This window comes from Synechococcus elongatus PCC 11801, from assembly GCF_003846445.2.
GTDB lineage: Bacteria > Cyanobacteriota > Cyanobacteriia > Synechococcales > Synechococcaceae > Synechococcus > Synechococcus elongatus_A.
The window spans coordinates 671,172-696,113 of the sequence record NZ_CP030139.2; the positions used below are offsets into that span (position 1 = coordinate 671,172).

Below are 24,942 nucleotides of genomic sequence, written 5' to 3' on the forward strand. Positions count from 1 at the left end.
CCACCTCCGCGCAACTACAAGGGTTAACGGTTTGATTCTAACGACAACGACCTCCTTTGGGGAGGTCGCAGCATGGAAATCTTCCAGATTAGAGAAAAATGCCTAGAGAGCGTTACCGCGGGGCAGAACCTCTTCGGGGAAGACGAATTTTTCGTGCGGTTGGTCTTGCGGTGCCATCCAGGCCCGAATCCCTTCGTTCAACAAGATGTTCTTCGTGTAGAACGTCTCAAACTCCGGATCCTCGGCTGCACGCAGCTCCTGCGACACAAAATCATATGCCCGCAGGTTCAATGCCAAACCAACAATCCCAATCGAGCTCATCCACAAGCCCGTCACTGGCACGAACAACATGAAGAAGTGCAGCCAGCGCTTGTTCGAAAACGCAATCCCGAAAATCTGGCTCCAAAAACGGTTCGCCGTCACCATCGAGTACGTCTCTTCAGCCTGCGTCGGCTCAAACGCTCGGAAGGTGTTCGATTGCTCGGAGTCTTCGAACAAAGTGTTTTCCACCGTCGCACCGTGAATGGCACACAGCAGTGCTCCACCCAAAATGCCCGCCACGCCCATCATGTGGAATGGGTTCAAGGTCCAGTTGTGGAACCCTTGCAGGAACAACAAGAACCGGAAAATCGCTGCCACGCCGAAGCTCGGTGCGAAGAACCAGCTCGATTGCCCCAATGGGTACATCAAAAACACGGACACGAACACCGCGATCGGACCCGAGAAGGCGATCGCGTTGTACGGACGGACGCCCACCAAGCGCGCAATCTCAAATTGACGCAGCATGAAGCCAATCAAACCGAAGGCGCCGTGCAGTGCTACGAAGTTCCACAAACCGCCCAGTTGGCACCAACGCACGAAGTTCCCTTGTGCCTCGGGGCCCCACAGCAGCATCAACGAATGACCAAACGCATCCGCTGGTGTGCTGACCGCCACGGTCAAAAAGTTGCCGCCTTCCAAGTACGAAGACGCAATGCCGTGGGTGTACCACGACGTCACAAAGGTCGTCCCAGTTAGCCAGCCGCCCAGTGCCATGTACGCACAGGGAAACAGCAGCAAACCAGACCAACCCACAAATACGAATCGGTCGCGCTTCAGCCAGTCGTCGAGGACGTCAAACCATCCCCGCTCCGCTGGCGCTCGCCCCACTGCAATCGTCATTGCTTCGGAATCTCCAGGTATTTGCAATATCAGTTCAAAGAAACGTAGCTGGTGACGGACGTAGCTGCTTGTTGCAACGATGGGCCACAACTTAACGTTTCGTTACTGTCGTCTCATTATAGGCAGGCGATCCCCGAACGGGTAGGAGGCGGATCTGAGATACTGGAGGCGATCGCTGCTGTTGTGTCTTGCAAGGCTCACATGTACATCCTTGAGATTTCGCTGAAATTCACGCCCATGCCGGTCTCGGTGCAGCGCAAAGAAGCAGAGGCTGCCCAGGCAACCTATCAGCAGGTGGTTGAAGCGCTGCGGAGCGGCCAACCATCGGTGCTGGAGCTGAATTGTGAGTTCCAAGCTGAGAAAAAATTAGCAGTGCTGACCAGCGAGATTGCCTCGGTGCAGCTGTATGAAAAGTCGGGCGGCAGCGCAACAGTCAAGCGCCCGGGTTTTGCCGTCATCGGTGAGTAATCGCTGTCGCTCAATAGGCAATCGCTGAGTGTTTCTTCAGTCTGATGAGCAGTCTCGGTTTGGCAACATGACTGGGGCTGCTTCACTTTTTCTTAAAGCTTCTCAAGGGGCTGCAGCCTCCTCAAGCATCCTTGGAACAGTCATCAACCCCTTCTCCTTTTGCGCTAGACGTGCGATCGCTCAGCTTTGGCTGGTCGCCTGAGTCACCCATCCTGCAAGATTGCAACCTCCAGATTCCCCGTGGTGAATTTTGGATGCTGCTGGGGGATAACGGCAGTGGCAAATCCACTCTCTTGCGGCTGATTGCTGGCCTGTTGCCGTTACAGTCAGGCGCCATCACTGGCGATCGCCCGCTGGGATTTGTCTTTCAGAATCCCGATCATCAATTGGTGATGCCCACAGTCGGGGCTGATGTTGCGTTTGGACTGGTTGAAGAAGGGCTCTCAGTTGCACAAGCAAAGGAGCGGGTCGCTGAAGCTCTCGCAGCCGTGCGACTGGAGCACTATGAGCGGCGGCCAGTCTATGCCCTCAGTGGTGGTCAAAAGCAACGGGTTGCGATCGCCGGCGCGATCGCTCGCCACTGTGAATTACTACTGTTTGATGAGCCGACAGCCCTGTTGGATGGCGACAGTCAACGAGATTTAGTTCAGCAAGTCAAACAATTGGTGCGCGATCGCGGGTTGACGGCTCTTTGGGTGACACACCGATTGGAGGAACTGGAGGCAGCTGATGGCGCCTGTCTGTTGCAGCAGGGGCGAGTGGTCGTTACGGGATCGGTGGCTACCGTGAAAGCCAAACTTGAACAGCTTTGAACGTTCAGGACTCAAGAGAAGCAACCAAGGCAGGCTATCCGGCTGCAGGAGATTGTGAAGAAAGTGTCACACTTACAAAGTAAGTGCCACTCCTCAGATCATGTCTGCTCTGCTGCTTGTTGATGGCTACAACGTCATTGGCGCTTGGCAACGCTTGCAGCGACTCCGCGATCGCCATGGTTTAGAAGCAGCCCGGACTGAATTGATTGAGTTATTAAGCAACTACAGCGCCTATCAGGGCTATGCCACCAATCTGGTTTTCGATGCACAGTATCGAGCCACACCCGGACAACAGGAGCAAGTGACCGAGCAGCTTGTTGTGAGCTACACCGATCCTGAGCAGACAGCCGATACCTATATTGAAATGACCTGCGCCAACCATCGAGATGAACTACGAGCTTCTCGACGGCGAGTCATTGTCGCCACCAGCGATCGCGCCCAGCAATTGACGGTAATTGGCTTTGGAGCCGAGTGGATGTCGACACATCGCCTTGCCCAAGATGTGGAGACTTCGATTCAGAAAGTAAAACAGTGGCAGGTCGAGCAACGCCGCAAACACCAACCCAAAACCCTCGGCAGTCGTCTCGATGATCGCGTTCGTCGTCAGCTGGAATACTGGCGGCGGCAGCCTTGAGCTCATGGATTGACTTCGCTCCACTCCTGGGTTCCCAGTCGTGAACTTTGGCTGGTGATTGGTGCGCCACAACACGAATCAGCCCCCTTCCTCGCAAGCCTGCCTAGACTAGAAGCAGTGCCACTTCAGCACGCTTCTGCTCAACATTTCTCCGTGAACCCATGACATTGTGGTCTCGTTGCCGTCGAGCCGTTGCGCTCGTCCTCATTCCCTTGCTTTCAACGGTTTTGGTTGCTTGCGCAGGTCCAACAGCAGCAACTGTGCCGACCTATAGCGAGAGCCAGATTCTACAGATCGAAAAATCACAGGCCAATCTCCAAGCAGCGCGCGATCGCTTCCCCGAGTTAGATCAATTGATCAATGCTGAAGACTGGACCTTCGTCCAAAACTTCATCCGTGGTCCTTTGGGCGATGTGCGCCGAGAGACGGCAACCGTCAGTCGCACCTTGCTCGATCCAGCCCTGAAAGCGGAAACCACTGAGACGGCCCAAGACCTGTTTAATCACCTGATTGCTTTGGATGATGCCGCCAAAGATGGGGATAGCCGTCGGGCGCGTCAACAGTTCCAAGAAGCGATCGTTGATTTCGACGCTTTCCTAAACGCGATTCCGACCCTCTAGGCGATCGCAGCTGATGTCCAAACAGCGGCTGATCATCATTGGTGCCGGTGCGATCGGAGCTTGCTTGGCCTACGAGCTGAGCGCCGATTCGCGCTATCAAATCACCGTGTTTGATCAAGCTGCTGGCCCAGCTACGGGTGCCACAGGTGCTGCCTTGGGCGTCTTGATCGGTGTCCTTTGTCAGCGCACCAAGGGCCGTTTTTGGCAGCTGCGTCAACGCACCCTAGCCCGCTACCAAAGCTTGATTCCGGAGCTTGAGGCAGCGATCGGCCAGCCCATTCCAGGCCATGAAGGTTTGCTAAAGCTGGTTACCGATCCGACTGAGCGGGAGGGTTGGGAACAGTTGCAGGCGATTCGCCGCCAGCAGGGCTACGAACTGGAACTCTGGGATCCCTCAGAACTGCGCGATCGCGTCCCGAGCATCGCCGCCGAGCAGTTTGCCCTGGCGGTCTGGTCACCCTACGATCGCCAAATCAATCCCACTGCTTTGACGCTGGCTTTAGTAAAAGCAGCTCAGCAACGGGGCGTAGAGTTTTGCTTCAACACGCCGGTACAAACGCTGCAGCGAAACGGCGATCGCGGTCTGTCTGTGGAAGGTCGACCTTGTGATTGGCTGATTCTCAGTGCTGGGCTGGGGTCAACGGCGATCGCTCAGCAACTAGGGCTGGATTTACCAATGCAACCGGTACTGGGACAAGCCTTGCGGTTGCGCTGGCCGAATAATCGTCTGCCTCAGCAAGTGATGACAGCTGAGGATATTCACCTCGTGCCGCTAACTGATCGCGAATTGTGGCTGGGGGCAACAGTGGAGATGCCCCCCGATCAAACTGCGATCGCGCCACAAGCGGAGTATTTAGAGACTTTGCGATCGCGCGCTGTGCAGTTCTGGCCCGATCTCCAACAGGCAGAAGTTCTCCAAGCTTGGCAAGGCTACCGTCCCCGACCGCTGGGGCGACCTGCACCGGTGATTGAATGCCTGACGGACTGGCCCAATGTGATTGTGGCGACGGCTCACTACCGCAATGGACTGTTGCTAGCGCCGGTTACTGCTGCGATCGTTCAGGAACTGCTTGCTGCTGCGGTGCCCCCGTCCACCGCCGCCATGATCTAACCTGACAGCTATCCCCTCCCAAGTTGTTGCGATGGCTGCTGCCCTCGATCCTCAGCAATTGATTCAGCTGCCTGTGATGGGTGCGCTACTGCGTCGGGCAGTCAGTGATGGCATTCGCTGGGCCGATCGCCTCTTGGCCGAGACTGATGGTTTAGCCGATCGCCAACAGCTCTGCGATCGCATGATTACCGACAGCGCAATTCGAACAGCAGGCTGGAGCACGGTCGCTGGTCTCGCCGGCCCCCTAACTTTGCTGGCGGGTCTCTCGTTCGATGCCGGTCAAACCCTCTATGCTCAGGTCAAACTTGCAGCGGCCCTGTTCCGCGTTCACGGGGTTGAACTGGACGATCGCCGTCATCTGCCGCTGTTGATGGCTGCCGCTGCAGGTATTGGAGTTGCAGAACTAGCCGCCCTGATTGGCAGTCAGTTGATGCGCAATGCCATTCACCAAGTCTTGGGTCAACTCTCCAAAGCCGCCATGGAACGGACTTTGACCACCTTGGGCAGTCGTCTATTGGCGCGGGCAGCAGCGACCTCAGTCAGCAGTTTGATTCCTGTCGCCGGTGCGATCGCCAGTGGCGGCGTTAGTGCTGCCTTGATGCTGGCCAGCGGCCGCAACATCCGCAATTTTCTCAGTGATTATGCCAGCCTGCAGATGGTAACGGTCGAGGTGATCGACGGCTGATTATCAGAGTCCTAGTCGAGTGGCAGACTAGGGGCAGAGAGGACAGAACCATGGCCGATCGCTACAACCTCGAAGATGTGCAGGAAATTCTGCAGCGGGCGATCGCACGATCGACAACCCAAGATGAATTTAGTGCTCAGCAGCTCCAAGAAATGGCGGCTGAACTGGGAATCACAACCGAGCAGCTCCAGGCGGCTGAAACGGATTGGCGTACGCTGCAACTGCAACGTCAAGACCAAACCGAGTTTGATCAGCGGCGCTGGCAGCGTTGGCAGGATCAAGCGATTCGCTTTCTCGTCGTCAATGCGGGCCTGATGGCGCTCAACTGGATCACCAGCCAAGGGCTGGGCTGGAGCTTGTACGTTTTGGTGCCTTGGACAATCGGGTTGGTGCTGAGCTTTTGGCAAACCTGGAAGCCCACACCCGAAGTCTACGAGAAGGAGTTCCAGTCCTGGCGACGCCAACGCCAACTGCGTCAATCGCTAGGACGTTGGATCGATCGCTGGCTCCCACCGGCGCGATCGCTTAATCGATAACCGCAGCCGATAGGGATCATCACCATTTCCAACGACTCCTATCAGTGGAATGGATAGAGCGGATTCTATAATTCACGTAGACCGTAGAGACGTATTCCTGCCAGAGGTTGCTATGTCCGAAGAGACGACGCCCCGCACGCCCCGACGCAGCCGCACGGCAGCCAACGCTGAAGAAGCCCTGACTATTGCGGCGCAGCCTGTAGATCTGGAACCCAAAGCCAGCCTGCAACTGCCCCAAAATCGACCGATTTCTCCCTCGTCGATCGAAGTCGCCAAGACTGTGGCAATAGCAGGTCGCCGTCCTGTTGCTCGTTGGGAAGCACCCGACAACCGCAATCTGCGTCAAGCACCGAAGCTGTTCAATCGTCCGATCGCTTCGAATGAGCCGGAAGATGCAGCGAGCTTGATGGGCTACCTCGACTAAATGGCCACGGATTCCGGGGTTTGGTTACGGCGGCTCCCCCTGATTGCTGGTGCGATCGGGGGGACGTTGCTGATGGTCAACCGTGCCCTCACGCCTGAATTGCTGCCAACCCAATCGCGATCGGATGCCTTGGGGATTCTGCTCAGTGCTCTGTTAATTCTGAGTGGATTGCTTTGGCAACGGGTTCAGCCCGTGCCACCTGAGATAGTCGTCCTGGATGGGGAAGAGGGCTTTGATCTCGATGACCAGCTCCCGGAAGAGATCCGCCAGGAATTAGCTTGGGCCTCCAAGCTGCTGCTGACCAATACAATTACGGGCTCGCTGCTGCTCTGGTACGACGGGCAGGTGCTGATGCGGCGCGGTATTTTGGCCCCCCCAGTTCCCGTGCAACCGGGGCCAATCGTCGAACGGGCCATGAAAACGGGCAAAGCCGTCTATCTGGTCGATCTCAAACTCTATCCAGGTCGGATCGAGTTCAACTATTTACCCGCTAACAGTCAGGGTTTGATCTGTCAGCCCATCGGCGATCGCGGCGTGTTGCTGCTAGCCGCCCGTGCTCCGCGCAGCTATACCCAGCAGGATGAACGTTGGATTGCGGGCATTGCCGCGAAATTCGATCAATCACTGAGCCGCTGGCGTACCGCGATCGCCGTAGAACAAGCGTAGGCTTTCCACATCTCCGACAAACCGCCAGTGCCAGGGTTCATAGCTGACCTGCTGGGGATTATTGCGGGGAAACGATAGCTCGAAATTAAAGCGCTTGGCATTGGCTTGTAGCCAGCGGAAAGCTGCCGTTTGCTCAAATGTGGTTTCAAGGTGAGTATTTGGCGCTTGGGCATCGCCAATGTCGATCGCGTAGCCTGTGTGGTGTTCGCTGTAGCCCGGTGGCGCGCTGACACTCGCCCGCTCAGTCACACTTTGATTGCGCTCGGCCTTGACATCAAAAAAGAGCGATCGCTGCTCTTGCTTAGACCGGAAGCCTGACAACGGCAGCAGTTGCACGCCATCCCGAGCGGCGGCAGTTTGAAGATCGTTAAACGCTCTGGCCGCAGTCGTTCGCAGACGGATGTCTGGGTTACTGGCCAGTGGCGTTAGGACTGCCGCAGGAGCGTCGGCATAGGGGCGATGCCCCAAGAGAGAGTCAGAGGGGGCAGTCAGGGGGTCGGACGGTGCTGTGACCGTGTCCGTCTCGGCAGGCGGACGTTGGCTAACTGCCCAAGCCCCGATCGCGAAAACCGCGATCGCACCACCCACGGCCCAAGGCAGCAAGCGGTTGGTCCGTGCTTTGGGAGCTGGCACCTCGCTGCGGATCGCAACGGGTACGTCATCGTCGTACTGAAAGCCCATAGCAGACAGGATATCGGAGAATTTGGGGATGGACTGTGTTCTGGCTACGGTCCGGGATGCGTTAGCGGTTAGGGCAGGTCTGACCTTCAGCCGGGTCATTGCGATCTAAGGCGCGATTGAGTTGCAAGACGTTAATGCCAGTCCCACCGATGATCCCCAAGACAGGGCGATCGCGATAGCAGTCGAGCAAGGTGGCAATGGCTTCAGGCGATCGCTGACGAGCCGCAGCCACTCGTGGAATCTGCGCTTGGGCAGCAGCAAGGGAAATGTGCGGATCCAGCCCCGAAGCCGAGCTGTAGAGCAAGTCGCTGGGGATCTCAGACAACCCCGTCGCCTGCCATTGTTGGGCTGCTGCGGCAATGCGATCGCGCAGCAAAGGATTGGTCGGTCCGAGATGTTGATTGCCTGAACGCCCCGTTTGGCGATCGGCGGGATCGGTGGCATAGGCAATGGCGCTAGGGCGTCCCCAGAAATAGCGATCGCTCTGGAAGGGCTGGCCAATGAGAGATGACCCAATCACCGTTCCCTGGGCATCAGTGAGCAGACTGCCATTGGCTTGAGCAGGAAAAATCAGCTGACCCATGCCCCAGAGCATCAGCGGATAGATCACCGCAGTCAGTAGCCAGACTACGAGCGTGATCCGCAGAGCGGGCTGAATCCGACGCAGGAGCATGGTCAAAACTTCTCGGGAGAGATCATCACGTAAAACAGATAGACCGAGAGGGCAATCACGCCCGTAAGCAAGGCGACTTGCAAGCCGGTCGGTGCTGTCGCGATCGCGGCCATCCAAACTGTTGCTGGCGGATCAAGCGGAATCGTCATCTCAGAGAATGCCTAAGTGAAAAATGACCCAGTCGATCGCCTTAATCGCTAAAAAGGGCGCGATCAATCCCCCCACGCCATAGAGCAGAAGATTGCGCTGCAACAGTTCATTCGCGGTCAGCGGCCGAAACTTCACCCCTTTCAATGCCAAGGGAATGAGGGCTGGAATAATCAACGCGTTGTAGAGCATCGCGGCCAGCAGAGCTGATCGCGGCGTCGCTAGTCTCATCACATTCAAGGGGGCGAGGCCGGCATCGATGAATAATGCCGGCAAGATCGCAAAGTATTTGGCGACATCATTGGCGATCGAAAAGGTAGTCAGTGCCCCGCGGGTGATCAACAACTGCTTGCCAATCGTCACCACATCGATCAGCTTGGTTGGATCGGAATCCAAATCGACCATATTGGCAGCTTCTTTAGCGGCTTGGGTGCCTGAATTCATCGCCAACCCGACATTCGCCTGAGCTAAAGCTGGCGCATCATTGGTGCCATCACCGGTCATCGCCACCAGCTTGCCTTGGCGCTGCTCCGCTTGAATCACCGCAATTTTGTCTTCAGGCGTGGCTTCCGCAATGAAGTCATCCACTCCAGCCTCGGCAGCAATCACAGAAGCAGTTAAATGATTATCCCCAGTCAGCATCACCGTGCGAATCCCCATACGCCGCAGCTGGTCAAAGCGTTCGCGGATACCGGTTTTGATGATGTCCTTGAGATAGATGACGCCGTAGATTTCAGCACCAATACAGACGGCCAGTGGCGTTCCGCCTAAACGCGAAACCTGTTCAAAGGCAGCCTCTAAATCGGGGGGAATCGTTCCTCCCCGCGATCGCGCAAAGCCCTTAATCGCATCGACAGCCCCTTTGCGAAACTCCTGCCCATCCGCAGCATCCGTGCCACTCATCCGAGTTCGCGCTGAGAAGTCAATTCCCGTGGCGGACTGCCAGTCAAAATCCACCTGAGTCAACTGGCTTTCGGCCAGTCGGACAATCGATTTCCCTTCTGGGGTGTTGTCGAAATAGCTGGCGATCCAAGCTGCTCTTGCCACGGCTTCAGGCGATCGCCCCGATAAGGGAATGAAGGAATCTGCCAAGCGATTGCCAAGGGTGATGGTGCCTGTCTTGTCGAGGACTAGCGTGTTGATATCGCCACAGGCTTCAACCGCACGGCCGGAGGTTGCAATGACATTAAATTGCGCAACCCGATCCATGCCGGCGATGCCAATCGCACTCAATAGCCCCCCGATCGTGGTGGGAATTAAAGCCACCAAGAGAGCGATCAAGGTGGCGATCGCAGTGGGGCTACCCAGATAGTTCGCAATGGGCGAGAGCGTCGCGATCGCGATCAGAAAAATTTGGGTCAGGACGGCTAGCAGAACCGTCAAAGCAATCTCATTCGGCGTTTTACTGCGTTTAGCCCCTTCGACCAACTGAATCATGCGATCGATGAAGCCTTTACCCGGCTCTGAGGTGATCTGAATCGTCAGTTGATCGGAGATCACCCGCGTGCCGCCAGTTACCGAACTCGCCACATCCGAGCCAGCTTCCTTCAGCACTGGGGCAGACTCACCGGTAATCGCCGATTCATCGACCGAAGCAACTCCGGCAATCACCTCTCCATCGGCGGGAATCAGCGCTCCTGCCACCACCACCACGCGATCGCCTTTCCGCAGTTCTGGTGAGGGGATCGACTCGATCGTCCCTGCTGTCGTGAGCCGCTGCGCAAGGGTCTGGGTTTGGGTCGCCCGCAGGGCATCGGCCTGGGCTTTGCCGCGACCTTCAGCGATCGCCTCTGCAACGTTGGCAAACCAAACCGTCAAAAACAGGGTCAGACCAATCAGGGCATTAAACGATCGCGCCCCCGGCTCGTGACTGCCGCCAAACAAACTCGGATTCAGCACCAAGAGGAAGGTCAGAATCGTGCCCAACCAGACCACAAACATCACGGGATTGCGGACCATCTGGCGTGGGTCGAGTTTGCGGAACGCTTCAATGAGGGCGCGCCGGTATAACCCCTGACGTTGGGGCTGAGCGAGGTGACGACGCTGCGATCGCGGGCCGCCTGGAGCTCGGTGATGACGGGGGAGTAGAGGCATGGGCATCGCCGCGAAGGGTCGCAATTAGCGGTAAAGCTGCAAGGCTTCAGCAATCGGGCCAAGCGCCAAAACGGGGAAAAAGGTCAAAGCGCCCAGAATGGCGATGACGATCGCCGTGACACCGGTGAACAGGGGAGTATCGCTGCGGAGGCTGCCAGCGGTGGGTGGCAGTTGGGGCTTGTGCCCCATGCCTTCGGCCAAAGCCAAGAGTGCCGCGATCGGCAGAAACCGACCGCCCAGCAAACTGACCGTGGTGCTGAGGTTCCACCAAAGGGTGTCATCCTGGAGTCCTTCCAGACCCGAGCCGTTGTTGGCACTGGCAGAGGCATATTCGTAGATGGCTTGGCTCAGGCCGTGGAAACCCGCTTGGCTGAGGGTTTGCGTCACTACAGGCTGGGAGAGGGCGATCGCACTGGGAATTAGGACAAACAGCGGGTGAACGAGCAAAATCAGACTGGCTAAGACCACCTGAGGCTTTTCAATCTTGCGGCCCTGAAAATCGGGGGTACGCCCCACCATCAGACCGGTCACAAAAATGCTGAGCAGCACAAAGACAACGAGATAGGCTGCCCCCAACCCTTGCCCACCAAAGATGACCTGCAGAAACAGCGCAAACAAGGTCGCAAGGTTACTCAAGGGCATCAGGGAATCTAAGTCAGCATTGACCGCTCCGGTCATGGTGCTGGTGGTGATCACCGACCAGAGAGCGGACTGCACCCAGTCGAAGCGAATTTCTTTGCCTTCCCAATTGGGGCCTTGCACCCAAGTCTGGAGCCCAGGATTGCCCTGGCCTTCACTGCTGACGGCCAAACCCACCAGCACCAGCAGTAGACCTGTCGCCAGACCCAACAGCAGCCAAGCCTGTCGCCGATTGCCGAGAAAGCGACCATAGGTATCCAGCAGGGCTGTCGGGATGACCAACATGGCGATCGCTTCCAGCCAATTGCTGAGGGCACTGGGATTTTCAAACGGATGGGCAGAGTTCGCCGCCAAGATCCCTCCACCGTTTTCTCCCAAGAGCTTGATCGCTTCGAGATGGGCGATCGGCCCACGAGCGATCGCTTGGGTTGCCCCGTCTAAGGTCTGAGCGATCGCCACCTCAGCCAAGCTTTCTGGGACACCGAGCGCCAGCAAGATCACTGCCAAAACGAGCGAGAGCGGCAGCAGCACCCGCGTCAAACTCAGCAGCCAATCGCGGTAGAAGTTACCGAGTCCTTGACCCGCCAAGCCCCGCACGAAGGCAATCCCCACTGCCAGTCCTGTCGCGGCAGACGTGAACATCAGAAATCCGATCACCCCAATCTGACTGGCATCGCTAAGACTTAGCTCACCGCTGTAGTGCTGCTGGTCAGTATTGGTGACAAAGGAAACGATCGTATGCAGGGCCAAATCCCAGCGCAGGGGCGATCGCTGAGTGGGGTTAAGCGGCAGCCAACCCTGGAGCGACAGCAGACCGGCACTCAAGATGGCGGTGATGGCATTGACGGCAAGCAGCGATCGCAGGTAGGCCCCCGCCGTCATCGACTGCTGGGGATCTACGCCGATCCACGCCCAGAGACGCTGTTCCCAAGGACGGCAGAGGCGATCGAGCAGGCTGGATTGCTCAGTAAAAACGCGCCATAGGTATCTCCCCAGAATCGGTGTTGTCAGGAGTAGTGGCGCAAGCGTCAGCCCAACTTCGACAAGAGGCAGCATCAGCCGAAACCGATGAAATGGGTGGAAGGTTGCAGGCCGGCCATTGGCAATGGCGATCACTAGCAAACTTCACAGTGTTGAGAACAACCTGCTTTTCAGGAATCGTCGCGATTTTTTTAACGTTTGGGGGACTGTCAGGTGAACCGCGATCGCTCACCCAACCTGTCGCGCGTCATGAAATAAAACGCGCTCATCATCCCGCAAGTCACAATTGGGAGCAGCGATCGGAGTCCTAGAAAGCTCTCGTTTGGTCAGGACGACTCCGATCAGCAAGCAGAATTCACCAAGGCTGAGGGCGCTTACCAGTCTGTCGGTTCAGACTCCGTCCAAACTTCCAGGCCATTCGTTCGCAGGAATGCGATCGCCTCTTCAATCCGATCCGAGGGGCCAGCCAGGCTGAGGTCAAACCACCCCTCACCAATGCCGTTCGCTCCCATCGTTGCAGCTGCGATGTTGACCTGCAGTTGGTATTCCGTGATCAGCGTGTAGATGATGGGTTCATTGCGACGGGGCTCAGGAATGCAGAGGCGGATCCGCAGCTCCGTTGTTGCAGTATCAGAACTCATGGCTAGCGCTCCTCCCGAGGGCCACACAAAGGCGTTGATCTCACTCTAGGGGGATTCGGCCGTTCCTGGGAATTGCTCCTTTAATACGCTTTGTTTCAGGCGCGATCGCGCTGAGGGGTCCTCGCAGTTCAACCGATGCCAGATTTTGCTTAACCAAAACCTATGGCTGCCTTCCCTGCAGACTGAAGGCTCTCGGCACCCAAACCCTGCAGCGATCGCCCATTGGCAAAAGTCGCACAAAGGATGCGGGGAAAAGGCGAACGATCCTTAATAATGAGGACGCCGGTAGAGGAGAGCCACTCGAGTGACTGGAACCGCCCTCGCGCAACCTCGCGCCATCACGCCTCATGAACAGCGACTCCTGGCTCAATTGCAAAGCTATCGCGATGTCCAAAGCCTGCCCCAGATTTGGGGACGAACAGCCAGTCAATTCGGTGCTGCACCAGCCCTCATTGCTCCCCATGCTGACCCACCCGTCACGATCAGCTATCAGGAACTCGCTATCCAGATTGAGGCGTTCGCGGGTGGTTTGCTCGCGCTGGGATTACCGGCCGCAACAGCTACGGATTTGCCCCCACGATTAGCCCTGTTTGCAGACAACAGCCCCCGCTGGCTGATTGCGGATCAGGGCACACTGCGAGCCGGTGCTGCCAATGCCGTCCGCGGTGCTCAGGCAGATATTCCAGAACTGCTCTACATCTTGGAAGACAGCGGCGCGATCGGCCTGATCGTTGAAGATGCTGCCCTCCTTCATAAGCTACAGCCCGGATTAGAAGAGCAATCGCTGCAATTTGTGATCGTGTTGAGCGATGAAGTGGTTGACCTGGGCGGACTGCGCGTTGTCAGCTTTAGCGAGGTGTTGGAACTAGGGCGATCGCAGACGGTACCGGAACCGACTCTCCAACTCGATCGCCTCGCAACTTTGATCTACACCTCAGGCACCACAGGCCAGCCGAAGGGCGTCATGCTCTCCCATGGCAACCTGCTCCACCAAGTTACGACTTTAGGGGTTGTCGTTCAGCCCCAACCCGGCGACACCGTTCTGAGCATTCTGCCGACTTGGCATTCCTACGAGCGGGCCTGCGAGTACTTCTTGCTCTCCCAAGGCTGCACGCAGGTCTACACTACCCTGCGCCATGTCAAACAAGATCTGCGCCACTATCGGCCCCAGTTCATGGTCAGTGTGCCGCGTCTGTGGGAGTCGATCTACGAGGGAGTCCAAAAGCAATTTCGAGAGCAACCGCCGAAAAAACGTCGCCTGATCGATACATTCTTCGCGATCAGTCAGCGCTTTGTTTTGGCGCGTCGCCGCTGGCAAGGCTTGGATTTGCTGGCCCTCGATCTCTCGCCCCTGCAACGGTTGACTGAGGGCGCTTGGATGTTGGCTTTAGCGCCCCTGCATCGTTTGGGCGATCGTCTCGTCTATGGCAAGGTGCGTGAAGCAACCGGTGGCCGCATCCGCCAAGTAATCAGTGGTGGCGGCTCACTAGCGCTTCACCTCGACACCTTCTTTGAAATCGTCGGCGTTGATCTCCTCGTTGGCTATGGTCTGACGGAAACGTCGCCCGTGCTGACCGGTCGCCGCCCTTGGCACAACCTACGCGGTTCTGCAGGTCAGCCGATTCCGGGCACAGCAATCCGCATCGTCGACCCCGAAACCCAGGAAAATCGACCCAGTGGCGATCGCGGGCTGGTGCTCGCCAAAGGGCCACAGATTATGCAGGGCTACTTTGGGAAACCGGAGGCCACGGCTCAGGTGCTCGATGCCGAAGGGTGGTTCAACACTGGCGATCTGGGTTACGTCGTGGGCGAAGGCAACCTTGTGCTAACCGGTCGGGCCAAGGACACGATCGTGCTGACCAATGGCGAGAATATTGAGCCACAGCCGATCGAGGATGCTTGCCTGCGCAGTTCCTACATCAGCCAGATCATGCTGGTGGGGCAAGATCGCAAGAGTTTGGGGGCACTGATTGTTCCCAACCAAGAGGCGATCGCCCTTTGGGCCGCTGAACAGAGCATCAGCCAAACCGATTTGCAGGGGGCAGTGCAAAAATTGATTCGCGAGGAACTCAACCGCGAAGTGCGCGACCGCCCAGGCTATCGCATTGATGACCGCATTGGTCCCTTCCGACTCCTCGAAGAACCCTTCAGCATGGAAAACGGCCTGCTGACTCAAACCCTGAAAATCCGCCGCAATGTTGTGGCGGAGCGCTACGCGGCTATGATCGACGGGATGTTTGAATCGGCGAGTTAGGCGTCGACTCAGACCCCTGACCCTTCATCCTTTTCTTTGACCCTATGGCTATCGGTACTCCTTTGCAGCTCAAGCGGACGATCAATGTCAAGGCGATCGTGACGCCGACTTGGAAGCAAGAAGCCCAAAATGCACTGCAGGGCCAGCTCGGTCAGGTAGATGCCCAGATCCAACAGCTAGACTTGCAGGGGCAGGCTGCTATCAATGAAATTCGCAGCCAAAGTGCCAATCCAGTACATCCCAATGTGCTGCAACAGATTGACAACATTCAGATTCAAGTCAATCAACAAAAAACCCAGCTACTAGAGCAAAAGAACCAAATTCTCCAGCAACTCCAGCAAGTACAAGTAGTCAACCTCGAAGAAGAAGTTAATCAGGGTCAAATCGAGAGCTTCTTTGAGCTCCATCCGGGCGATAACTTGATTGAAAAAATGCAAGTCGAAATTGTACTGCGTGATGGCGTTGTCGTCGAAATTCGCGGTGCTGCCTAGAGTGTATTGAGCCGAAAAGCCAACCTTTTGTTCTGAGAAGCTCACAGCAGATTGTGGGCTTTTTTAATGGCTATCTCCAGCAGTCGCGATCGCGCATTCAAGTCTGTCTTGACGGCTCCTCTATCCTCAGCCTACTTTTCGTTAAAACAACAGCAGAACTCAAGACAGGCGATAACAATCCTGTTGTCTAGGCGTTCGGAACTGTTAATGAGTGCAAGAGGGCAAATCGATCCGTCGTTTAAACACTTGTTCTTAAAGGCAATCAGGTATGCCAGACTGATCAACAATAGGGAAAAAGCGTTTGTGTTCTGAGACCGAGCTGACAATGGCGACTTATCACTACATTTTGGCTAGCGAAAAGTTTTTGATTGAGGAAGAACCCCTCGCAGAAGTATTGCAGGAACGCCAGCGTCACTATGCAGAGCGTAATCAGACCATCGATTTTTGGCTCGTGCGCCAGCCTGCTTTTCTCGAAGCGCCTGAGTTGGCCAGCATCAAGGCTCAGTGCCCTCAGCCTGCTGCTGCCATCATTTCGACCAATCCACAGTTCATTACTTGGCTAAAGCTGCGGCTTGAGTTTGTTCTCAAAGGCAGTTTTGAGGCACCAACAGCGGCGATCGCCGATCCCTTAGCATCCTTGGCGGCAGTCTAGATCAGTTCAATTGAAGGAGAGTTGCGGGCGTGGAGCCGTCCTAACCCGCTCCTCTTCATCAATCGATCTAGACAGAGGTGCGGGCATGGCTGAGCGTTGTTTCCAGCAGGCGATCGCAATCCAAGCGAGTTGTGCAGCGGTAGAAGCCTGTTTTCGTGATCTGAGCCTGATGCATCGCTGGTTGAACCCTCTGCTTCGCTGTCGTCCCGTCGGCGAGTGGAGCCTCAATCGCGGCAGTCGCACTCAGTTTCAGATTCAAATTCCGTTGCTCTACCCTTGCTTGGACTGTATCGTTTGCGATCGCAGCGAAGGGAAGATTGTCTGGCAGTTTGAGGGATTTTTTCAGGGAACTGATACATGGCAGTGGTGGCCCGAAGCTGACCACACACGTCTCGATAATTGCTTTCGCTTCCAGATTGCAAAGCCCTGGATTGCTTGGGGATTTGATCGCGTTGCTGCAGGAGTGACCCAGCGAGACATGCAAGCCCAACTGAAACGGCTTAAGGCGATCGCGGAATCCTTACCGGATGACCTCACCTAAGCCTGCGATCGCACGGACTCGTGGGCCAATGAATCGAGTTATTCCAGCATCATTTAGGAGTTTCGTCATTGCATCCAATCGCCAAGAAAAACCCCGCCATCGCTGAGCGGGGAAAAGCTTGGGTAGAGACGTGGAATAGCCGCAGACTGATTGCGGTTGCTCTATTCAAAGCAATTAATCACCGGAAATTTGTCTTTTTCCCTACAATCACAAAATAATTTTAAGTTTGACGCGATCGCTCTTGCTAAACCCGCACCGATGATGCTTGTTCAGTCCGTTTGACTCAGCGTTTCATCCGTGAGCTCAATCAGCATTCGGCTCGAATTGTGATTGGTGCTGAAGGCATTGGAGTTCCTTGACTGCTGCAAGCAAGCCCTCTAAACAGGTCAGAAGGTAGTTGCCAGAGCACTTAGAACTTAGTGAGCGATCGCCGTCGCCAAACTCGGGACTGAGGGTGGATTGCCAACTGAATGAACCTGTTGCCAGCCATTCAAGTCTTGGAGGGCGCGATCGCGATAGGCCGCATAGCGATCTTTCTTACTGCGAGGCGGCTGTTCCAGATTGGGCAGGATGCCAAAGTTGGGGGGCATGGGTTGGAAATATTTAGGCTCTGCGCTGCTGATGAAACGGAAGAGCGAACCGCTGACCAAAGTGTCGGGTAGAACAAGCGGCGATCGCCCCAAGGCCAGACGTGCCGCATTGGTTCCGGCCAACCAGCCCCCAGCCACCGCTGCGCTATAGCCTTCTGTGCCAATCAACTGACCTGCAGCCAAAAGTGTCGGTCGCTGCCGGAATTGCAGACTGGGGTCAAGCAGTTGGGGCGCATTGATAAAGGTATTGCGGTGCATAACCCCAAATCGGACAAACTCAGCTTGAGTCAGCCCTGGAATCATTTGGAAAATCCGCTTTTGTTCGCCCCAGCGCAAATTGGTCTGGAAGCCGACCAAATTCCACAGATTACCGGCCCGATCTTCCTGCCGAAGCTGGACAACCGCATAGGGACGGCGACTCCGATTTTCGGGGTCGCGCCAGTCTCCCAAGCGAGCATCGAACAGTCCCACTGGCTTGAGCGGCCCGTAGCGCATCGTATCTTCGCCGCGCCGCGCCAATTCTTCAATTGGCAAGCAGCCTTCAAAGAATTTGGCTGACTCTTGCTCAAAATCCTTGAGTTCCGCCTGTTCTGCCGTGATCAGGGCTTCGCGGAAGGCCAGATATTGCTCGCGATCGAGAGGGCAGTTGAGATAAGCTGCTTCGCCTTTGTCATAGCGGGAGGCCCGAAACGCGATCGCTTGATCGATGGATTCACCCGTGACGATCGGGCTAGCTGCATCGAAGAAGCTGCAATAGTCCTGTCCAGTAAATTGCTGCAAATCTTCCGCGAGGTCGGGACTGGTCAGTGGGCCAGTGCAGAGCACAACAATGCCATCCGTCGGCAGCGATCGCAGTTCCTCGCGCCGAATCTCAATCAAGGGATGATCGGCAAGAGTGCGGGTCAGATCTTCGCTGAACAAGGCGCGATCGACCGCCAAAGCTCCACCAGCGGGAACCTGATGCTCACGGACTTTGCTGAAAATCAGCGACCCTAACCGCCGCAGTTCCTCGTGCAACAGTCCTGCTGCACGATCGCTAGCCATCGCGCCAAAGGAGTTGCTACAGACCAGCTCCGCAAAGGATTCACTGTGGTGCGCTGGACTCTGGCGCTGGGGCCGCATCTCGTAGAGGATAACCGGCACGCCCGCCTGGGCAATCTGCCAAGCAGCCTCGGTTCCCGCCAACCCTGCTCCAATCACGATTACGGGTTGCGTTGTTGCTGCCATGCCAACCGGAAAAATGCAATCTTCATCCTAGCGAATGGTCACTGTCCCCCCGCGCTGACCCGCCGTGAAGGTCAGCATCAGGAGCTGCGCTCTCAGGGGTTCACAGCATGCGGGTGGCTTCCCAGCGAATGGGAATGAAGGCAGAAGTGGCTGGCCGTTGAGTCTCTAGGACGGTAATTGGAGCGGCTGGCAACGTCCGCCCAGTCCGGTGGCGATCGCGCAGGTGTTGTGGATCAACATCTGCTGATAGTTGGGGGCGGGAGATTCAGGACCACCAGGGCCTTCCACGTAGAGCGGTTGAGCAAAGACCTGCACGCCTGCTTCCTGGGCAACGGTGCCAATTAACTGGGGATTGCTAGTGGTCTCACGGAAAACAGTTGGGACTTGCGCCGCTCGCAAACTATCAACCAATTCTGTCAGCCGCGTCGGTGTGGGTTGCTCTTGGGTACTGAGGCCCGCGATCGCCCCCGACTCTGTCAGACCGTAGGCTTGGGCGTAGTAGCCAAACGAATCGTGGGTGGTAATCAGCCGACGTTGGGCTGCGGGAATCGAGGCAATTTGCTGAGGGATCCAAGCTTGAATCTGCTCTAATTCCGCCGCGATCGCCTGCTCTCGTTGTTGGTAGGTAGCGGCTTCAGCAGGCTGCAGATCACTCAGTGCCTGGGTCACCACCTGCGCGATCGCCACTCCATTGCGGGCATCATGCCAGACGTGCGGATCGGGAGTTGGTTCAGCGACTTTGGTGTTCTCCGCTGTTTTCTCCTCGGCATGGTCATGATCGTGATCCTCTCCGTGATCGTGACCATGGTCGTGATCATGCGCCTCACCCAGCAACGGCTTGGGGACTGCCGCCTCAAACACTGCGAGTTTAGGTGTCGTCGACTGGGTCGCTTGCACCATGCGAATCAGGGACGGTTCGTAGTCATAGCCGCCGTAAAGCACTAATTGAGCTTCTTCCACAGCCCGCCGGTCTTCAGGGGTGGGGGTGTAGACGTGGGGATCCTGATCGGGCTTCAGCAAGCAAGTCAGATCGATGCTGTCCTGACCAATTTGCTTGGCTAAGTCGCAGAGAACAGCCGTTGTTGCCACGACTTTGGGCCGGTTGCGATCGCTGCTGATGGTGTTTTGCTGACAGCCCCAGAGCAGCGCAGTGACACAGACGAATCCCAGTGCTTTAGCAGAACCCAACGCAATCTTCATCGTGGCTTGCCGAAAATATCCCCTGCTCGATGATAGATTAATTTGAGAATCGTTATCATTCCTTATGCTCGAGATCCGGCACCTCAGCGTCTGCTATCGCCAGCAAAGGGTCTTAGAAGATATTTGTTTGCAGGTGCAAGCCGGTGAGCAGTTGGCCCTGATCGGCCCCAATGGTGCGGGTAAGAGCACCTTGATGCGCGCCATCTTGGGGTTGTTGACTCCCTATGCGGGCATGGTGCATTGGCGAGGACGGCCCTTGCGGCGTGGCCAGCGATCGATTGCCTACGTACCGCAGCGATCGCAGATCGATTGGCAGTACCCGATCACCGTAGAAACCGTCGTGCGATTGGGTGCAGAAGTCCGTTCCTGGTGGGGGCGATCGCCTCAGACCGAGCCACGGATTGCCGCTGCTCTAGAACAAGTCCAACTGACAGCACTGCGTCACCGTCCCCTAGCAGAACTCTCGGGTGGACAGCAGCAACGGGTGTTTTTAGCACGAGCGATCGCCCAAGGCGCAGATTTGCTGCTGCTGGATGAGCCCTTCACCGGCATTGATCACCCCACTGAGCGGCTGATGCAGGACTTGTTCCAGCAGTTTGCCCAGCAGGGAAAAACCCTGATTGTCTGCAGCCACGAATGGGGCGATGCCCTGCAGCGCTACGATCGCCTGATTCTGCTCAACCGCCGGATCATCTGCCACGACATTCCCGAGCGGGCGCTCACGCCCCAGAACCTGCAACAAACCTTTGGCATGCGGCGAGCGGATCACCCTCCCGATCGACAATGGGGCTTTGCTTGCTAGGCGATCGTGATTGTTGACAGTCTGACTGCGCCGCTGGCCTACGACTTCTTCCGGCGGGCATTACTGATGGGCTTGATCGCGGGCGTGATTGGGCCGGTGGTCGGCAGCTATTTGATCGTGCAGCGCCTTGGCTTTTTGGCGAATGTCATCTCCCATGCGGTGCTACCGGGCTTGGTGATTGCCCAGGCGATCGGCATTGACATCAGCATCGGTGCCTTCTTGTCGGGACTGCTCAGCTCGGGCTTACTGACTTGGATTCAAAGTCAGGCCGTTGTCAAACCCGATGCCGCCATGAATGCGATTTTGGCAAGCTTCTTTGCGCTGGGGATGCTGTTGATTCCCGTGCTGGGCAGTCGCTTGAATCTTGAGGGCTTTCTGTTTGGCGACATTCTTAGCGTCAGTCCAACCGATCTGTGGCGAAGTGGCAGTATTGCGGTCGGTGTGTTGCTGGCGATCGTGCTTTGCTATCGTCCCCTGCTCTATTACTCCTTCGATCCAGTCGGTGCGGCGGCGATCGGACTGCCGGTGCGCTGGCTAGAGTTTGGCATGGTGACAGCGATGAGCCTGACGATCATCGCGGGGATGCAAGCCGTGGGCGTCATTTTGATCATTGCCCTCATTTCCTGCCCCGCCCTCGCGGCCTATCTCTTGGTGCGGGAGTTGCACTGGATGCTGGTGGTCAGCGGGGTGATTGGTGTCGCTTCTGCTTGTCTGGGACTCTACGGCAGCTACTACCTCAACCTGCCCTCGGGGCCGGCGATCGCCCTAATCAGCTTTTTGGCCTTTCTGGCTGCTTTCTTGTTCAGTCCCAGTCGGGGCCTCTGGATGCGATCGCGCGCTAAATCAAAACTGCGCTGAGATCTGCTTGACCGACGTGGTGGCCAATCCTGCATCAATAATGAGCTTGTCTGGTTGGCGATCGCTATGAGCCCCTCTCAAATTGAATTGCTGTCTGCCGATGAACAGCGGCGCACCCTCAATCGTTTGGCCTCGCAGATTGTCGAGAGCGCCCGAGAGGTTGATCGCCTCGTGTTGATTGGCATCCACACCCGAGGGGTCTACCTCGCCGAAGGACTGGCGCAAGCGATCGCCCAGCTCGAAGGCCAGCCGATCGCCTCTGGCAGTTTAGACATCACTTTCTATCGCGATGACCTCGATCGCATTGGGGCCCGCCAACCCGAGCGCAGCCGCATTCCTCAAGATTTGACCGGCTGCACCGTTGTTCTGGTCGATGATGTGATCTTCACGGGCCGCACGATTCGCGCCGCCATGGATGCTTTGAATGACTATGGACGCCCGGCGATCGTCCGCCTCGCAGTTCTGATCGATCGCGGCAATCGGGAGTTGCCCATCCAACCCGATTTTGTTGGCAAAGTCGTTCCAACGCGGCGCAGTGAACGCGTGGAAGTCTACTTCCAGTCCGTTGATGGTCACGAAGGAGTGGCGTTGATCCGGCCTGACTGAGGCGATCGCCAACCCAAACAGTCGTAGACCGTGGCTTGCAAGCCTGTACTGGGATCTCGCAGCGCTTGTTGCTGTTCCAACCATTGCTGCCACGCCAGTCGGCTATCCTGCTGCCAGCGATCGGCCAAGCTCGGGACCCGCCGCTGCCAGTGGGCTTGTTGAGTGTCCAGTAACACCGTCCAAGTTGCTCGATCCTGCCAAGTGCCCAAAGCTGTTTGCAGGGGTTTGAGGCGCTGCAACAGCGGTTCGAGGGTTGGGGCGACAGTCGCCAGCACTTCCACGCCATAGCGAAAGCGTTTGACCGTCTTGCGCAGGTCGTGGAGCTGATGATTATCTGCCGAACGCAGTTGCTGCTGATCCGTCACCCGTATCCACCAGCCCGGATGGACATGCAAGCGGGCATAGCTGGCCAACACCAGTTCTGGAAGTAGATCTGGACTAGGGAGATAGGCGCAGGCTTCAAAAGAGGGCTTCGCTAGCCAATTGCGCAGGGCCGTGATGCAGCGTTGATAGCGCGATCGCTGGAGTTCTCGGCGGAGCTGGCAGCGCGCTTGGCGACAGCGGGCTTTTAACTGTTTTTGAAGCTGCTGGAACCGGCGCGCTTCTTGGTGTTGCTCCGGCTTCGGTAAGGATTGCAAGGCTTCCAGCAAAACATCGAGATCGCGGACTTGACCACAACGGCGTCCCAAACTCGCCAGCGATCGCTGGCGAACGGCCTTTGGCAAACTCAGGGCAAAGCCATAGTGCTCCAGCAGGCTGCGCAGCCGCCGCAAGCTGACGCGCAACTGGTGTAAATCTTCAGGATCGCGATCGCGCAGCACCGCACGACGATAGTGCAGATAGCGATCGACCTGTCGCTGCATCCCTTGCAGCAAACAAAGACCCAGACTGTCAGCGGGCAGATTGAGCGAGGCAGACATTCCTGACCCTCCATCGCATGCTGACGACCCCACTTCTCGCTTAGCAAGCGAAGAGCCAGAACGACAGCGACCCGTCTCGTCTCAGTCTAGCGAGAAGGGTTACAGGCATCGCAGCAGGCTAAAGAACGAGGGTTCACCTCAAGCGCCTGCCTCCACCAGTGAAAGTCTCTGGCTCAGCGATCGCTCACAACTGGTCAACAGCATTTCGGAGTGCTGGGGTGAATCAGCGAGAGAGATTTCGCTTGAGAGAATCCAGCTCATCCTCAATATCCCAAGCATGGAAAGCGGCTTCTAGCGGATCGTTGGGATCGGCTGCAGGCGGAGTCCCCCAAGTAGCGGGGCTAGCTTGAACGGTTGCAAGTCGTTGCTTTACTTCCTGCTGCCGCGTTTGAATCTGGCGATAAAGCTGCTGACTCTGCTCAATCTGCTGTTTCACTGCCGTCATTTGACCCCAAAGCTGATTGCCTTGTCGTAGCAGGGCAGCTTCACGGGCCTGCGCGGGTTCAACTAAATCCAACCGCCCCTTGGATTGCGCCTTGGCAATGCGTTCGTGCCAGAGTTGTACATCGCGGGCTGTCGCTAGGATTTTCTCTTGCAGCGTTTGTTCTTGGCGCTGGAGCTGCGCAATCAGCCGGAGTGTATCGTTGGCCTGCTCGTCGAGCTGTTCTGCTAAAGCCTGTAGTTCGAGGTGGGGATTGTTGCGTAGATACTCTTCGAGCCGATCCTCCAAAAAGCGGCTGACGTCATCAAAAACACTCACCGTTCGTCCTCGGTTCTCCTGCCTTCAGTATGCGGGCTGATTGGGAGATGGCGAGGAACATGCGATGCTGACTGCGATCGCGGCTTTTCTGCTCTGTCAGCTCTATGGAACTCTCTTCTTCAATCTTTGTCGCAGGCCATCGGGGTTTGGTGGGAGCGGCGATCGCGCGACGGCTGCAAGCAGCAGGCTACCCAAATCTCCTGACGGCCTCACGATCGCAATTGGATTTGCGCGACGCGATCGCGGTCGACCGATTCTTTGCCGAGCATCGACCAGACTATGTCTTTCTTGCAGCAGCGAAGGTCGGCGGGATTTATGCCAACGACATCTATCCGGCAGATTTCCTGCGTGACAATCTGCAGATTCAGACCAACGTGATCGATGCAGCCTACCGCAACGGTTGCCAGAAGCTGCTGTTCTTAGGCTCGACTTGCATCTATCCCAAATTTGCACCCCAGCCGATGCCGGAAAGTTGTCTGCTGACGGGGGAATTGGAACCGACGAATGAGTGGTACGCGATCGCGAAAATCGCCGGCATTAAACTCTGTCAGGCCTACCGCAAGCAGTATGGCTTCAATGCCATCAGCTTGATGCCCACCAATCTCTACGGCCCAAGCGACAACTTCCATCCGGAAAATAGCCATGTGTTGCCAGCCTTAATTCGGCGCTTCCTAGAAGCGAAGGAAGCGAATCACGCGGAAGTAGTGTGCTGGGGAACGGGCAGCCCCCGCCGTGAATTTCTTTACGTTGATGACTTGGCTGATGCCAGTCTCTTCTTGATGCAGACCTACAACGAGCCCGAGATCGTCAACGTTGGCGTGGGCAGTGATATTTCGATTCGTGAGCTGGCGGAACTAGTCGCTCAAACCGTGGGCTACAGCGGCGCGATCGCTTGGGATACCAGCAAGCCAGATGGAACGCCTCGTAAGTTGGTGGATGTGCGGCGGTTGACCGAGTTGGGCTGGACTGCTCAAACTTCGCTAGAACAGGGATTGCGACAAACGGTGGATTGGTTCTTGGCGCACCGTCTGCAAGAGGCTCGACTCTGAGCGAAGCGATCGCAACTGT

At 56.7% G+C, this 24,942-nt stretch carries 29 protein-coding genes; 18 read left to right on the top strand and 11 right to left on the bottom strand.

Translation table 11 applies throughout. The features are described from left to right. Window positions 1–102: 102 nt before the first annotated feature. Window positions 103–1,161, bottom strand: coding sequence for a photosystem II D2 protein (photosystem q(a) protein) (gene psbD, locus DOP62_RS03100; protein WP_208674406.1), 1,059 nt, complete (start codon window positions 1,159–1,161; stop codon window positions 103–105). A 201-nt stretch (window positions 1,162–1,362) separates the two neighbouring features. Between psbD and DOP62_RS03105 the strand changes: the two genes are divergently transcribed. The 9 genes from DOP62_RS03105 (at window position 1,363) to DOP62_RS03145 (ending at window position 7,117) form a co-directional block, all read left to right on the top strand. Further along, entirely contained in the window at window positions 1,363–1,629 is a 267-nt protein-coding gene (locus DOP62_RS03105; protein ID WP_208673198.1) for a hypothetical protein, read from the top strand. A 170-nt stretch (window positions 1,630–1,799) separates the two neighbouring features. Beyond that, window positions 1,800–2,441, top strand: a complete 642-nt coding sequence (locus DOP62_RS03110; RefSeq protein ID WP_208677020.1) for an energy-coupling factor ABC transporter ATP-binding protein — start codon at window positions 1,800–1,802, stop codon at window positions 2,439–2,441. 100 nt (window positions 2,442–2,541) lie between these two features. Further along, window positions 2,542–3,075 (top strand): NYN domain-containing protein, encoded by a 534-nt coding sequence (locus DOP62_RS03115; protein ID WP_208673200.1) that lies wholly within the window; start codon window positions 2,542–2,544, stop codon window positions 3,073–3,075. 161 nt (window positions 3,076–3,236) lie between these two features. After that, on the top strand, window positions 3,237–3,695 hold the full coding sequence (gene psbQ, locus DOP62_RS03120) for a photosystem II protein PsbQ (RefSeq protein WP_261789800.1): 459 nt from the start codon (window positions 3,237–3,239) through the stop codon (window positions 3,693–3,695). 13 nt (window positions 3,696–3,708) lie between these two features. Beyond that, the gene (locus DOP62_RS03125) at window positions 3,709–4,806 is read left to right on the top strand and encodes an NAD(P)/FAD-dependent oxidoreductase (protein ID WP_208673202.1); all 1,098 of its coding nucleotides are present in this window, start codon (window positions 3,709–3,711) and stop codon (window positions 4,804–4,806) included. A gap of 31 nt (window positions 4,807–4,837) precedes the next feature. Beyond that, window positions 4,838–5,491, top strand: coding sequence for a hypothetical protein (locus DOP62_RS03130; RefSeq protein WP_208673204.1), 654 nt, complete (start codon window positions 4,838–4,840; stop codon window positions 5,489–5,491). A gap of 50 nt (window positions 5,492–5,541) precedes the next feature. Beyond that, entirely contained in the window at window positions 5,542–6,027 is a 486-nt protein-coding gene (locus tag DOP62_RS03135; protein ID WP_208673206.1) for a 2TM domain-containing protein, read from the top strand. 112 nt (window positions 6,028–6,139) lie between these two features. Further along, window positions 6,140–6,451 (top strand): hypothetical protein, encoded by a 312-nt coding sequence (locus DOP62_RS03140; protein WP_208673208.1) that lies wholly within the window; start codon window positions 6,140–6,142, stop codon window positions 6,449–6,451. After that, window positions 6,452–7,117, top strand: a complete 666-nt coding sequence (locus tag DOP62_RS03145) for a cofactor assembly of complex C subunit B (protein ID WP_208673210.1) — start codon at window positions 6,452–6,454, stop codon at window positions 7,115–7,117. It begins immediately after the preceding gene. Here the strand turns inward: DOP62_RS03145 and DOP62_RS03150 are convergent. The 6 genes from DOP62_RS03150 to DOP62_RS03175 all read right to left on the bottom strand — a co-directional run bounded on the left by DOP62_RS03150 (window position 7,073) and on the right by DOP62_RS03175 (window position 12,973). Next, window positions 7,073–7,798, bottom strand: a complete 726-nt coding sequence (locus DOP62_RS03150) for a M15 family metallopeptidase (RefSeq protein WP_208673211.1) — start codon at window positions 7,796–7,798, stop codon at window positions 7,073–7,075. The genes DOP62_RS03145 and DOP62_RS03150 overlap by 45 nt on opposite strands. 61 nt (window positions 7,799–7,859) lie before the next feature. Continuing rightward, window positions 7,860–8,471, bottom strand: a complete 612-nt coding sequence (kdpC, locus tag DOP62_RS03155; RefSeq protein ID WP_208673212.1) for a K(+)-transporting ATPase subunit C — start codon at window positions 8,469–8,471, stop codon at window positions 7,860–7,862. A 2-nt stretch (window positions 8,472–8,473) separates the two neighbouring features. Beyond that, window positions 8,474–8,620, bottom strand: a complete 147-nt coding sequence (locus tag DOP62_RS03160) for a potassium-transporting ATPase subunit F (RefSeq protein ID WP_208673213.1) — start codon at window positions 8,618–8,620, stop codon at window positions 8,474–8,476. A 1-nt stretch (window position 8,621) separates the two neighbouring features. Continuing rightward, window positions 8,622–10,712: a potassium-transporting ATPase subunit KdpB gene (gene kdpB / locus DOP62_RS03165; RefSeq protein ID WP_208673214.1), complete on the bottom strand. Its 2,091-nt coding sequence runs from the start codon at window positions 10,710–10,712 to the stop codon at window positions 8,622–8,624. Between the two features lie 24 nt (window positions 10,713–10,736). Beyond that, complete coding sequence (kdpA, locus tag DOP62_RS03170; RefSeq protein WP_222610291.1) at window positions 10,737–12,410, bottom strand: potassium-transporting ATPase subunit KdpA; 1,674 nt, start codon at window positions 12,408–12,410, stop codon at window positions 10,737–10,739. Window positions 12,411–12,706: 296 nt separating this feature from the next. Then, the gene (locus tag DOP62_RS03175; protein ID WP_208673218.1) at window positions 12,707–12,973 is read right to left on the bottom strand and encodes an NIL domain-containing protein; all 267 of its coding nucleotides are present in this window, start codon (window positions 12,971–12,973) and stop codon (window positions 12,707–12,709) included. 304 nt (window positions 12,974–13,277) lie between these two features. Between DOP62_RS03175 and DOP62_RS03180 the strand changes: the two genes are divergently transcribed. From DOP62_RS03180 to DOP62_RS03200, 5 genes are all read left to right on the top strand, one after another. Further along, window positions 13,278–15,227, top strand: coding sequence for an AMP-dependent synthetase/ligase (locus tag DOP62_RS03180; RefSeq protein WP_208673219.1), 1,950 nt, complete (start codon window positions 13,278–13,280; stop codon window positions 15,225–15,227). 44 nt (window positions 15,228–15,271) lie between these two features. Continuing rightward, complete coding sequence (locus DOP62_RS03185; RefSeq protein WP_208673220.1) at window positions 15,272–15,718, top strand: YlqD family protein; 447 nt, start codon at window positions 15,272–15,274, stop codon at window positions 15,716–15,718. Between the two features lie 53 nt (window positions 15,719–15,771). Continuing rightward, a complete protein-coding gene (locus DOP62_RS03190) occupies window positions 15,772–15,909 on the top strand; it encodes a hypothetical protein (RefSeq protein WP_208673221.1) in 138 nt (45 codons plus the stop codon). Window positions 15,910–16,043: 134 nt separating this feature from the next. After that, window positions 16,044–16,370, top strand: a complete 327-nt coding sequence (locus tag DOP62_RS03195) for an MgPME-cyclase complex family protein (RefSeq protein ID WP_208673222.1) — start codon at window positions 16,044–16,046, stop codon at window positions 16,368–16,370. 85 nt (window positions 16,371–16,455) lie between these two features. Next, complete coding sequence (locus DOP62_RS03200) at window positions 16,456–16,911, top strand: SRPBCC family protein (RefSeq protein ID WP_208673223.1); 456 nt, start codon at window positions 16,456–16,458, stop codon at window positions 16,909–16,911. Window positions 16,912–17,327: 416 nt separating this feature from the next. Here DOP62_RS03200 and trmFO read toward each other — a convergent pair whose 3' ends face one another. Both trmFO and DOP62_RS03210 read right to left on the bottom strand, forming a co-directional pair. Beyond that, the gene (gene trmFO, locus DOP62_RS03205; RefSeq protein WP_208673224.1) at window positions 17,328–18,728 is read right to left on the bottom strand and encodes an FADH(2)-oxidizing methylenetetrahydrofolate--tRNA-(uracil(54)-C(5))-methyltransferase TrmFO; all 1,401 of its coding nucleotides are present in this window, start codon (window positions 18,726–18,728) and stop codon (window positions 17,328–17,330) included. Window positions 18,729–18,893: 165 nt separating this feature from the next. Beyond that, complete coding sequence (locus tag DOP62_RS03210; protein WP_208673225.1) at window positions 18,894–19,928, bottom strand: metal ABC transporter solute-binding protein, Zn/Mn family; 1,035 nt, start codon at window positions 19,926–19,928, stop codon at window positions 18,894–18,896. Window positions 19,929–19,992: 64 nt separating this feature from the next. On the opposite strand from DOP62_RS03210, the gene DOP62_RS03215 reads away from it, so the two are divergent. From DOP62_RS03215 to pyrR, 3 genes are all read left to right on the top strand, one after another. Next, complete coding sequence (locus DOP62_RS03215) at window positions 19,993–20,730, top strand: metal ABC transporter ATP-binding protein (protein WP_208673227.1); 738 nt, start codon at window positions 19,993–19,995, stop codon at window positions 20,728–20,730. Between the two features lie 6 nt (window positions 20,731–20,736). After that, a complete protein-coding gene (locus tag DOP62_RS03220; RefSeq protein ID WP_208673229.1) occupies window positions 20,737–21,588 on the top strand; it encodes a metal ABC transporter permease in 852 nt (283 codons plus the stop codon). A gap of 66 nt (window positions 21,589–21,654) precedes the next feature. Continuing rightward, entirely contained in the window at window positions 21,655–22,194 is a 540-nt protein-coding gene (pyrR, locus tag DOP62_RS03225; RefSeq protein ID WP_208673230.1) for a bifunctional pyr operon transcriptional regulator/uracil phosphoribosyltransferase PyrR, read from the top strand. On the opposite strand, the gene DOP62_RS03230 is transcribed toward pyrR, so the two are convergent. Then, complete coding sequence (locus tag DOP62_RS03230; RefSeq protein WP_208673232.1) at window positions 22,161–23,114, bottom strand: CHAD domain-containing protein; 954 nt, start codon at window positions 23,112–23,114, stop codon at window positions 22,161–22,163. The two genes, pyrR and DOP62_RS03230, sit on opposite strands and share 34 nt — an antisense overlap. Before the next feature lie 223 nt (window positions 23,115–23,337). After that, window positions 23,338–23,874, bottom strand: a complete 537-nt coding sequence (locus DOP62_RS03235) for a TIGR04376 family protein (protein ID WP_208673234.1) — start codon at window positions 23,872–23,874, stop codon at window positions 23,338–23,340. Between the two features lie 104 nt (window positions 23,875–23,978). Here DOP62_RS03235 and fcl point away from each other — a divergent pair, with 104 nt between their 5' ends. Further along, window positions 23,979–24,923 carry a GDP-L-fucose synthase gene (fcl, locus tag DOP62_RS03240; protein ID WP_208673236.1) on the top strand — a complete coding sequence of 315 codons (945 nt, stop codon included), beginning with the start codon at window positions 23,979–23,981 and terminating at the stop codon, window positions 24,921–24,923. Window positions 24,924–24,942 lie beyond the last annotated feature (19 nt).